9 protein-coding genes are annotated in these 11,931 nt (G+C 35.4%); 2 read left to right on the top strand and 7 right to left on the bottom strand.

The annotated features are described in order from the left end of the window. Positions 1 to 39 precede the first annotated feature (39 nt). On the top strand, positions 40 to 621 hold the full coding sequence (locus tag ABKA15_RS01870) for a TetR/AcrR family transcriptional regulator (protein WP_049514206.1): 582 nt from the start codon (positions 40 to 42) through the stop codon (positions 619 to 621). Between the two features lie 31 nt (positions 622 to 652). On the opposite strand, the gene ABKA15_RS01865 is transcribed toward ABKA15_RS01870, so the two are convergent. The 5 genes from ABKA15_RS01865 to ABKA15_RS01845 form a co-directional block, all read right to left on the bottom strand. Further along, on the bottom strand, positions 653 to 4,924 hold the full coding sequence (locus ABKA15_RS01865; RefSeq protein WP_350015369.1) for a GH32 C-terminal domain-containing protein: 4,272 nt from the start codon (positions 4,922 to 4,924) through the stop codon (positions 653 to 655). A gap of 706 nt (positions 4,925 to 5,630) precedes the next feature. Beyond that, positions 5,631 to 6,236 carry a CPBP family intramembrane glutamic endopeptidase gene (locus tag ABKA15_RS01860; RefSeq protein ID WP_049514211.1) on the bottom strand — a complete coding sequence of 202 codons (606 nt, stop codon included), beginning with the start codon at positions 6,234 to 6,236 and terminating at the stop codon, positions 5,631 to 5,633. Positions 6,237 to 6,356: 120 nt separating this feature from the next. Beyond that, positions 6,357 to 6,824 carry a YbhB/YbcL family Raf kinase inhibitor-like protein gene (locus ABKA15_RS01855; RefSeq protein ID WP_049514215.1) on the bottom strand — a complete coding sequence of 156 codons (468 nt, stop codon included), beginning with the start codon at positions 6,822 to 6,824 and terminating at the stop codon, positions 6,357 to 6,359. A gap of 785 nt (positions 6,825 to 7,609) precedes the next feature. Further along, positions 7,610 to 8,170, bottom strand: coding sequence for an FAD-dependent oxidoreductase (locus ABKA15_RS01850; protein ID WP_133161046.1), 561 nt, complete (start codon positions 8,168 to 8,170; stop codon positions 7,610 to 7,612). A 150-nt stretch (positions 8,171 to 8,320) separates the two neighbouring features. Next, on the bottom strand, positions 8,321 to 10,009 hold the full coding sequence (locus ABKA15_RS01845) for a CocE/NonD family hydrolase (RefSeq protein WP_049514220.1): 1,689 nt from the start codon (positions 10,007 to 10,009) through the stop codon (positions 8,321 to 8,323). Positions 10,010 to 10,131: 122 nt separating this feature from the next. Between ABKA15_RS01845 and ABKA15_RS01840 the strand changes: the two genes are divergently transcribed. Next, the gene (locus ABKA15_RS01840) at positions 10,132 to 10,701 is read left to right on the top strand and encodes a TetR/AcrR family transcriptional regulator C-terminal domain-containing protein (RefSeq protein ID WP_049514222.1); all 570 of its coding nucleotides are present in this window, start codon (positions 10,132 to 10,134) and stop codon (positions 10,699 to 10,701) included. 244 nt (positions 10,702 to 10,945) lie between these two features. Here ABKA15_RS01840 and rpsI read toward each other — a convergent pair whose 3' ends face one another. Both rpsI and rplM read right to left on the bottom strand, forming a co-directional pair. After that, positions 10,946 to 11,338 (bottom strand): 30S ribosomal protein S9, encoded by a 393-nt coding sequence (rpsI, locus tag ABKA15_RS01835; RefSeq protein WP_002902303.1) that lies wholly within the window; start codon positions 11,336 to 11,338, stop codon positions 10,946 to 10,948. Positions 11,339 to 11,357: 19 nt separating this feature from the next. Beyond that, complete coding sequence (rplM, locus tag ABKA15_RS01830) at positions 11,358 to 11,804, bottom strand: 50S ribosomal protein L13 (protein ID WP_003026230.1); 447 nt, start codon at positions 11,802 to 11,804, stop codon at positions 11,358 to 11,360. Between the last annotated feature and the right edge of the window lie 127 nt (positions 11,805 to 11,931).

Genomic DNA, 11,931 nt, shown 5'->3' with positions numbered 1-11,931 from the left:
CATTTTCATTATACTAAAAAGAGAGAGGAGTTGTTTTATATGGTAAAAGGTAATCAACAAAAGATTTTGGATGCTTTCTATGACTTGGCAATGCAAAATCCTGATGAAGTCAATCTCTCAATGAGTGACCTCGCCAAGAAAGCTGGCATTTCACGCCAAGCAATTTATAAACATCATTTCCATAATGTTGACGATATTATTGAATCAATTCATGAGAACATTGATAAACCTGTTTACGAGGCTTTTTTAGAATACAATACACTAACAAATAAAGACCCCTTTCTTTTCATTGCAGATAATATTTTCCCTATTCTTTATGAAAATCGAAAATGGCTAAAAATGCTGTATTCTAGCTCAACGGATCCTTATTGGACCAATTATTTAAAAAAGATTTACACAAAATGGGCACTTGAAAATATCCAACCGAATCAATCCCTTGTTGATTTGCCAGATGACTTTATCGTCTCTCTACTGGTGCATTATGTGATTGCCAACATTGAAGTGTGGCTCACCCAAGAAAAGCCACTCCCACCACAAGCCTTTAAAGAAAAATTTTTAACCCTTGTTCATTCTTCTCTTGACCAATACATCTCACTAGACGAAGATGATCATATAGACTAGAAAAAAGAGCCCGAAAAATCGAGCTTTTTTTCTAGTCATTCTTTTTACGTTTATTGACTGCCAAACCACCACCTAATCCTAAAGTAGCAAGTCCTAAAAGAGTAAGAAGTGAATCCTCATGACTTCCCGTACGTGGTAATGTTTCCTCTTCGGGATGTGCCACGCGAAGTGATTGAACCGAGTTCATTACTTGATGACTTGGTTGGCCATCTGTCGGAACTAAACGATGAGGTGAATCAGGTTTGACTTCTTTTGTACCAATTTCTACAATTTCATTTGTTGGTTGTACCATAATAGAATCTTCTACAACCTTTCGACCCTCTCCTGATACTTCAGTTAAAATCATCCGTTCACCATTTGTACCTTCTACTACAACTCGCCGTTGTCCTTTGGCAAGACTTGGATTTTCTCGTAGTTGAGTCTGAAAGGCGATTACTTCCTTCACCACTTCTAAGAAAAGTTTTTCTTCTACTAGATTTTTTACACCTTCGTTAGGGGTCACTTGATGACTAGGTTTGGCAACTAAACCCTTGATAGCTTTGTTCAAATTTTGAGTTGCCAAGTCAATCATTGTTTGATCTGCTGTCTGATTGGCTAGCACTTGTTTAGCTTGTGTTAAAGCATTTTGATAAAACGCAACACTTTCTTGCGTGTATTGCTTTGGATCAATTTTTGTAGCGCTATCCACTAACGTTTGTAATTGTTTTTTATCGGCAACAGAGTCGTTAAGATTCTTTACAAATAAGTTTCGTACTTCCAAATCACCGTCCCAAAGACCCAGACCTACATAGGCGTCATTGTAATATGGATCAACAGTATCAAAGGTATGTTTAAGATATTCCACTCCATCAACAAAAACCGTTACACTATTTTTAGTTTTATGAATCTTGACATGGTGAAATTCCCCATCATTTAGCTTTTTACCATTCATATTTGCCTCAGCAATGGTATCTCCCATAAAACGATAGAGACGAACTTTGTCATTATCTCCGAATTGAATTGAGTAAGCATTGCGTGGATCCACATTTTCAGAAGCATAAAAGACATTTATCAAGCCTTTTTGATACTTAATGTCTACATCTAAATCATATTCCGGATATAGGATTTTTTTGTTGCCCATATAATAGTCATTGGCGCTTGTATTCTTGTTATAAAGACTTTCCCCATCAACATGCCATTTACCTGATACAGAAGTTAGACCTTCAACATTTGTTTTAAAATCATTGCGAGTGATTTCAATCGTAAATTCTTTGAATAACTCTGGCTTTTCTTTAGAAGCAACCCGAATCTTAGCAGTCCCTCGCTTGAGTGCCGTGACATGCAAAGTATTTCCTTCGGCTTTGACAGAAACCAAACTCGGGTCACTAACTGTCCAAGTCACCTCTTGAGAAGCAACTGCTGGCATGACATAAGCTTTCAAATCAGTGTGGTCACCTACATAAAGATTGCTAACTGTGGGAGAAGCCTGAACTAATTCTAGTGGCTTCGTCGCTTTTACTTTATCCGTCCAAATACTCTTTAAAGGATAAAGAGCTATATCAGCCTTGGCATTGCCACCTTCAGAAAACACTTGAACAGCTAAACTACTTGGCGCGGGGAAGATTTGGTTAGCCCCGGCTACAGTATTTCCCTTAGCAAACACTTCTACGCTTGAACGATCAACATAAATATGTAAGTCAATACTGCCATCTGCATTTCTTTTGACAGATTGGCTATCCACTTGAGCAAATTTTTGCGAGAGAATGACACCAGACTTGCTACGATCAATAGATAAGGTTTCCTTTTCCAAATCATAAACGACTCTCGTTACTTCACCATTTCCTACTCGTAAGTTAAAACCAATCTTTTTCGTAGTTGCACTTGGACGAAAAGTCGAAACAATTTCATATTGATCTCCTTTAAAGCCTTTGAGAAGGTTATTTTCTTGAGCGACCGTTACATCTTTAAGAAAGATTGCTTTATCAGTTTCGCGCAAGTTTTTGTAGGCATCAATAGGTGTTTGGACAAGACGGTAACTGCCATCTTGCTGAACAAGACTCATTTTTAAGTTTAAGTTGAATGTTCCATTAAAGCGTTGACCAACAGTATCTCCTACCAGATTACAATAATCTTCCCATGTGTTCATCCAATTGACAGCCACTATATCTGGCAAGGTTGGTTTTGCTTGACTGCCAAAGTCTTGTACATAGTAAGTCATCGCAGCATAGGAATCCTTTCCAAAATTCATTACTTGATCCTGGTTTTCAAATGCTGCATCGGGAACAAAAGTCCATTTGCCATTTACTTTTTTGAAATCACCAACCTTGTAAGAGCGCCCACCACGAGAAAGTACCCATTTAAGCGTTCCATCATTTGCTTTTAATGGATAGAGATCAGGACATTCTGTATGCAAATTGGGATAAGTTGATTCTACATTCCATTCTCGTAAATTATCAGAAGAATATATTCTAAGTGGACCACCAGCTATCACCATAAACCATTTGTTTTCCCAACGAAAAACTTTAGGGTCACGGAAATCTGTAGATTGAAGTGGATCGTTGGTCCAATCAGCTGCAATTTTATCAACCTTAGTCCAAGTTTTCCCTTCATCTTTACTATAAGCAAGCTTGATTCGTTGACCATTTCCGTCCGCAGTAATCAAGGCAACCAAGCCTCCTTTATCATCATCGAATAGCCCAGATGAATTAGTTGTATCTGCCACAATGGCGCCAGAAAACATGGCCCCGTTTTCATCTGGATAAAAGGCAATTGGCTCTTCTTTCCAATGCAACAAATCCTTGCTAGTAGCATGTCCCCAATGCATTGGTCCCCATTTAGTATCATCGTAAAACTGATAAAAGAAATGATAGGTTCCTTTATAATAGACTAAACCATTAGGATCGTTGGCCCAGCCATCTTTAACAGAATAATGATATTGTCCACGGTAAAGCTCATTATAGTAGACTTCATCTGCCTGTCTACGATGAACATTGAGGCGATAGAAGATGCTAATTTCTTGGCCATCCTCATCTACTATACTACTTTTAATGGATAGGATATTAGCTCCAACTTTTAGTGGAATATTTTTAAAATCATTATAAACATGACCTGTAGTATCCGTCACGGTAATCTTGGCATTAGCATTTTTAGGACTAATTTCTAAATCAATCGTTTCTGCATCATGTTTTACATATTGAATAGTGATTGGAGCTGTAAATTGACCTTTCTTTTCGACCGTTCCTTTTGAAGAAGTGACGGTAACGTCATTTAAAGTTGGATTGAGTTGATCAGTAATTTCTTTATAATAAGTATTTTGGAAAAGCAATTCTCCATTCCAATTAAGAAGACCAAAATATCCTTCTGTAATCGCAGTACTTTGTCCCTTATCATCTCTTTGTAAAGTATAATCGCCTGTACTTGCAACCAATACATTATTTACATAGTAAAATACTCTTGAGCCAATCGCTACAACCTTTAATTGATATTTGTTGTCAGCAGTTGGCTCAATATGTTTTTCATTAATAAATTGGTAATCATGTCCATCTTGCCAACGCCAGAATTTGACATTATTGCTGCTTCCATCAATATTCACAGCATAACTATTCTTCTTATCTGGATTATTGTTACTACGAAATACAAGAGCTGCAGCTCCTTCTTTTTTCAAAAATGTGACATCCGTAGAATAAATGAAATTCTTTCCACGACTTTGGGAATAAAAGAAACTATCTCCCTTACCCCTAGCATCGCTATAAAGTCCATCTGAACGTTCCTTCCAAGTTGCACTGCTATCTGGTTTGACATCTTTCAAGTTAGTCTTAAAACCGGTTTGAGCGGTTACATTCAAAGATTTGGTAATAGCTGTGCTATCTGCTTGTTCTGTTTTATTTTGTACTTGATCCTTTACTTCTGATTGTTTGTTGTCTTGTGGAACCGTTTGTCCCGTTTGACCTAAATCAGTTGTTTCTGTTTTTTCTACTTTTTCTTCGGAAATAGCAGTTTCTACCCTACCTGAGGATGCTGTGTCAGCTTTCTTTTCCTCCGCTTCTGACGACAAAGAGGCTGATGGTGTTCCTTCAGATCCGGTCTTTTCTGTTTTCCCTGTAGAAGCAGAAGCCGTTTGACTTTCTGAATCTTGTGTCACAGCGCCCATATCTGCCACATTTTCTACATGATTAACTGTTACAGTACCAACCTCATCTGCACTTGCATTTCCCATTCCAAGCACAAAACTACTTAATGCCACTAAAGCACAACCAAAAATCCAGCGTTTCCCTGATTTTCTCATAAACCAATGTCTACATACTTTTTCTTGATAATCTTTCATGTTCCTACCTCAATATCATTCACGTACTATTTACAAATAATACACTAAACTATGTGTTCTTCTCAATTCCCTATCCTGACATCTTTTCTCCTTTCACAACATTAAAAAATTGAAATAGCTTCTATTGTCTTATCTTATAAGTTGAGTAAAACAGCCTATTTGCAGAATCTTGGATTCTTATTATAACAACAATTAAATATAATATAAGTTATCAGCCTATTTTTGAAACGTTTCAATTTATTTAAATATAACAAATTTTTTCACTAAGTTCATCTAACATTTGTCACACAATCAAAATGACAGATGTCACATTTTTGCAAACGTTAACAAACGTTTCGCTATAATAAAAACCATCCGAAGATGGTTGAAAAACTTAGTTCAATAAGCATTACTAAAAACTGGGTAATTAGTTCTATTGTTATCAGTAAGTCTAAAAATTCTGTCTTCAGTCTTGCTTTCAAATTTGTATATTCATTATTTTTCTTTATTTTATTATAAATTCTTTCTGATAAAGCTAGCTGAGAGTTCAGCCTGATAGCTCCATAGTAATTAGCAATATTATCATACTAGTATTAAATTGAAGTAATTATCCATAAAATAGTTGACTGCTTAGTCTGAACGGTCTATATAAAAAATGCTTTAATGTCACGATTAAAAATTAAACAATTAGAAGGTATTCAGCTACCTAAATATCTTCAAACTGAAATTAAATAATTGAAAATGCTGCATAAATTCCAGAAAATAGGTTTGCAATGGCATGAATAATCCAGCTAGGAATGATTGAACCATTTGCTTCTTTTTCATTGATATATCCCATAAACCAAGCAATAGCACTTGTAAATAAGCAGATTAAAAAGGTTTTTAAAATTCCAACAACCGCAAAAAACATCACTCCATGTAAGAAACCAAATAATATTGCTTGGATTAGATTTGCCCAATTGAATCCAACTATATTTGATAATCTTTTTAGCAGATAACCTCTAAAAAGAAGTTCTTCAGGAAAAGAAGTATTAAACAATGCATGAATAGTAATAGCTGGTATAGCCTTCACCCCAAGCCCATCAAACTTAGAGGTAGCCGTTCCGATATTTCTTACTGAATAAAGTAGAAATGCTCCTACAATTGTGAATAGGATGGATATTATAAAAATATCAGTAACTATTTTCCTTTTTCCCTCAAATTTTTTTAACCCTAACCACTTAAAAAAACTTTGTTTGTTCCTTGCTGTTACAAACCACCATATAAAAGGAATAATTGCAAAAAGTATAATTTGACCTACACTACTTTTAACTGTATTAAGAAAAAGCTTCATAAGTATCTCACCTCCTGAATAACATTTATTTGATGATCGTTATTCTTTGTCCTTTTGTAATTATTATATCATTTTCTTTAGAAAAATGATGTATAATATTAGATCTCAATATAGTGTTGCCTACTCAAAATATCCATAAATACTGCCTTTCTGAAGGATGTGAGATTTTGCTTTACCAAGCACTTTTTTCTTTGTTGAAAAAGGGCTTATGTTTAACATTTCATCTAACGCATAAATAGAAAAACGATATTTATGAGATGTGCCCTTTGGCGGCTTGGGACCTGCATAACGGTGCATACCATAGGCTATCCCTTGTAGGGCACCGTTTAATGCTGTTACAACTTTACCAGAAGCAATAGCTGCGGGGATATTATCCATTGCAGGGATATTCCAAATGACCCAATGCGTGAGATTTTTGATAGGATGGCTCACATCCTCCAAGGTGATAATTAAACTCTTTGTCTGTGATGAAAGATTGTCAATTATAAATTTTGGAGAAATATCTCTCCCGCGTCCTGTATTTTCCAGCGGAAACCTTCCTCCATCCTTCATTTCTACACATCTGAATTCAAGTTGTCTTGTATCCATTTTACATTCCTTTCATGATTTTTAAGCATTTTACAGTTAAGTAGTTTTTTACAAAATTACAAATCATATATAGTATGATTCTTCTCTTTTATTAATTATCATATCATTTTCTATTCTTTTAAGCAGGAATCATCTGTTTAGATGAGTAGAAAAAACACCCAATGAGGTAAGTATTGAGTGTCCGTAATCGTTGATGTAAAGCTGTTCTTAACGTTTTGAGAACTGGCTAGCCTTACGAGCTTTTTTAAGACCTAATTTGGAAAGTATGGGTTTCAGTTGGATTAAAAACAGAGTAATAGCAAGGTTTTTCAGAACGATATCTACTTATTAATTTTTAATTTCATAAAATATGAATCAATATATTCTAAATAGGGGGAATAGTTTAGTTCTGTATGTATTAAAATAATACACCTACAAACCTATTATATCAAATTTTCCCCGTTTTAGAAAAATAGAAAGAGATTAAAACAACATCTAGATTTTCCAAAAATTCTTTGTCAAACACTCATGAAAAGGAATTCAACCATCCATATCATGTAAGGGGAATAGTCCAGACAACGGTATGATGGAGTCCTTATTTGAAGTGCACCCCAAAAGTTAGACACAAAATCTAACTCTTAGGATATTTTTCTGATGAAATTAAGCTATGAAGATAAACCAAAGATTTTTATGACTGATAGATAGAAAAATCAACGGATATACTCTATTATTTATACCTAAAGGTTATCAAAAAATCATGTTACCTGAGCTTATGTAATTGAGGAATTTATTTCCTATAACTATTTCTAATAACCATTAAACGCATCATGAATAATTCTCCTCTTATGAATACCATTTGCCATTAAATCTTCTTTCATACTTTCAAGAACCTTTGGAGCACCTGAATTGAAATAATAGGCTTTATTCCCAAATTCTCTTGCCAGTTTAGTCATCAAATCAATAGCTTCTTGTGAATGATTCAATTTATGATAATAAAAATTATTTAGTGATTGACTTAATTCTAACAACTCATCATCAAATAAATGGTAACCATTCGCAACATAGACAAGATGAACTGGTCGGCTATTTGACTTAGAAAGAGATTTTAACATTGCACGAATAGGTGTAATTCCTACGCCACTTGCAAATAAAACAACAGGCGAACTTTCATCTTGAAATTTAAAGATTCCAAATGGTCCTCTCATTTTTAAGGTTTCACCTTTTTTAAGATTAATAAGTGTTTTCTTAAACTCACTTGCTTCTTTACCAGTCCTTGTGCCTAGTAATACTTCATTTTCGCTTGGTATAGATGCAACGGATAAAGGACGCATCGTTTGTCCTTTGGTCTTAATTCGTGGTAAAGTCACTATACCATGTTCACCAGCTGTCCAATTTAGATTCTCTGGTTTGGAAATATGAATGAGATAATAATCATCATAGGGATTTTCAATAGCTTTAATAACAAGGTCATTTGATTTTAGTAGACCTTTAAAATCTGTAAACTTTATAGCATTCCTTTAGTTTTTAATAAGCGGTAGGCGAACTTGACTATCATATTGTCCACCAAAGTAAATCTTGTGTTGCCCTTTATTGATAGTTGGGACCGGAGGTAGGTCAGGAAATTCTGGTCTGATGATTTGATCATTTGGAGAGATTGTCATTTCAAGAACTTCTCCTTTTTTCCATTTCATACCAAAAGGCCAAAATGGAACTTCAACTTCTACAATTTCATTTTGATTTAATTTCTCTTCTCCTGTTTGTAATAATACTGGATTTAATGGAGTTGATTCAGCTGTATTCAGTTTTCTTTGTGAAACACGAAGACGTCCGTTAGGTCCTGGATAGAAACGATCGGTTACAATTTCTGGTTCTAGTTTTTCACCATCTAGTCCAATTTTACGGATAAAGATAAAGAGATCCATATCGTCGTTTCCTACTGCCTCAACAAATAATTTTGCAGAAAATTGACCGATATATTCGCTACTTTCAGGCATTGTCATCTTGAATGTAATTCCTTCTGAAGTCACATCATAACTAATTGAGTCTTCAGATAATTTAGGGCTATTTGTTAAAGTTAAGTCATCATTTTCTTTGTTTAGATACAATGTTTGGATTGTTTGTCCTTTTGGAGGATAAGATTCTTCCGGACGATTAACAATATCTTCATGCCCAGGATTCAAGACAGTCATACGGACCTTAGGTGTACTCTCCCAACCATTATCTACACCTTTTAAATAGTGGTCAAAGAAACGACGTAGGTCTTCAACATTTTCCGGGTTGTAGTAGTCTGTCCATTCATGAGTATTATGAATACGTAGCCATTTATTTTCTGATTTTAGTTTTGTAAATGCTTCTGTCGCTCCCTTACTGTGAAGAGCATTTGTCCATGAACCTACAAAATAAGCTGGGATTTCAACATCAGATAAGTCTGGTGTCTTATCAGCCCAATAATCATTATAAAAAGGATCAGCCATAAACATAGCACCAGTATCTTCAATTTGAGCATCCGTATAAAGCATACGAGACAGGGTTGCTGAGAAACCTAAATCTGGAACTCCACCTCTAGCCATACTTTCTGCAAATGGGTTAAAAGCTCCTTCCCATGGTGCAATTGCTTTAAGGGCTCTTGGCTTAAGACTAGCAACTTTATATTGGGTCATTGCTAAGAACGATGTTCCTGTTGTTCCAACCGAACCATTTGACCATTCTTGATTTTCAATCCAATTAATCAGATCGTATTCATCTTTTGCGTTTTGACTCCCCCATGCATAAGCATTCCCTTCTGATGAACCAATACCTCTTGGGTCTGGAGAAATAACAATATAATCATTTGATACCCAATATGAAGGATTAGGGGCTTCAAAAGCATTCAATCCATCCTCCCATTCTGGCTTAACATCCATACGTGTTGGATGATTAAAATTATCCATGTTTAACAAACTATTTCTCTTACCATAAGGTGCATACCATAAGACAACTGGAAATTTCCCTGATTTGTTAGGTCTGAAAATATCGATATAAATGTTTGTCCCATCACTTAATGGAACTTTTACATCTTGTTGAACAAGGACATCTGAAGCTAGAGGCATTCTGCCTTCTTTAATAATTTCTCCTTTGTTTAAAACGTACTCAGTTTGATTGAATCCTGGGTAAGGAGATTCTTTTAACGGTAAACCATTGGTAAATAAAATATTTTCTTTAGTCATTTATATTTCCTCTTTTCATTTTTTATATTAAAATAGCACAAGGAATAATGTGGTACAATAGGTTTTAGAGAAGTGCTACAAAGACTATATAACTTGTATCGTTTTACAATGGAGGTAATGTCATGTATCATGTCGGTAATGACAAACGTAAAATTGAATCAGCTCATTTACTTTTGGACTCCCTTTTTCAATTATCAAAACAAAAACCATTTGCAATGATTACCATTTCTGACTTACACCGTATTTCGGGAATTAGCAGATCAACCTTCTATCGTTTATTTGATCAACCTTTAGATATTTTAGCCTACCAATGCGATATTATCATGGAAGATATTATCCAACTACAAGAAAGTAATGGTGATTACTTCACATTTTTAACTATTATGGCTCACAAATGGTATGAAAATGCTAAATTATTAGAATTAATTGTGTGGAGTCAATCTATCGACCTACTCTACCATTCATTTGCAAAATATGAGTCTGAAATTTTAACTTTTATCAAGATTGATAGCCAGGATGAAGTATTAGCTTCCTATATTTTTTATATACTAGTTTCATCACTACTAGGTACCTTACAAGCTTGGATGAAGCATGATAAAAAAGAAAAACCAGAAGAACTCCTAAGTATTATGGCAAGGACATTTAAATTATTTGAACCTTATAAAAAGACCAATGAAGAAATAGGTTTGTAAGATGAACAAACCTATTTCTTCATTTTTTCGTTAGATACGTATAATTTCAACGACAGCACGTCCTGTAACTTTATTTCCTAGATAAGTTCCCTCTACTTGACAAACACCTTCATATTTACTCAATTTATTCATTTTTGATTTAATTTCTTGTTCTTTAATAACAGGTGTAAACTCTAATTCAGCTCAGATATACAAAAAGAACGCCCCAAAAGGTGCTCTTTGTAAGTATAGTAATTCTTTCGAATTAACGTTTACTAAATTGTGAAGCTTTACGTGCTTTTTTAAGACCTGGTTTCTTACGTTCTACCATACGGGCATCACGTGTAAGGAGACCAGCGCGTTTCAATGAATCGCGGAAGTCTGGGTCTACTTGAAGAAGGGCACGAGCGATACCGTGACGGATCGCACCTGATTGACCAGCGTAGCCACCACCATCAACGTTTACGAAAACGTCGTATTGACCAACAGTTGAAGTAACTGCGAATGGTTGGTTGATAACCAAACGAAGGTCTGCGTGTGGGATGTACTCTTCAACATCTTTTTTGTTTACAGTGATTTTACCAGTTCCTGGAACAAGGCGAACGCGTGCAACAGCGTTTTTACGACGTCCAGTACCTGCATATTGTGCTTGTGACATAGCTTATTTGTTCCTTTCCTTAGATAAGTCCTGAAATATCAAGAACTTCTGGTTGTTGTGCAGCATGAGTGTGCTCAGCACCTACAAATACTTTCAGCTTCATACCTTGAGCGCGGCCAAGAGTATTGTGCGGAAGCATACCTTTAACTGATTTTTCAATCAAGCGAACAGCGTTCTTAGAGCGAAGTTCACCAGCAGTGATTGATTTCAATCCACCTGGATACATTGAGTGTGTGTAGTAGACTTTATCAGTTGCTTTTTTACCAGTTAATTTTACTTTTTCAGCATTGATAACGATCACAAAGTCACCTGTATCAGTGTGAGGTGTGAAAGTTGGTTTATTTTTTCCACGAAGTACGCTTGCTACAACGGCAGAAAGGCGTCCAAGAGGTACATCAGTAGCGTCTACCACGTACCATTTACGTTCAACTTCACCTGGCTTAGCCATGTATGTTGTTTTGTTCATGATTTCTCCTATATGAATATCGTTTTTGTTTACAAGGCGGATGTTCCGATCCGCAAGTTATTTGGAAGGTTCCGGGGCCCTACAAATGGGGTAAACAATACCGTTTACTATCATACCAAATTTTAGG

It is taken from the genome of Streptococcus sp. KHUD_010 (assembly GCF_040207525.1).
In the GTDB taxonomy this organism is placed as follows: domain Bacteria; phylum Bacillota; class Bacilli; order Lactobacillales; family Streptococcaceae; genus Streptococcus; species Streptococcus hominis.
Note: the sequence above shows the minus strand (reverse complement) of the source record. Positions and strands in the feature narration are given on the sequence as shown.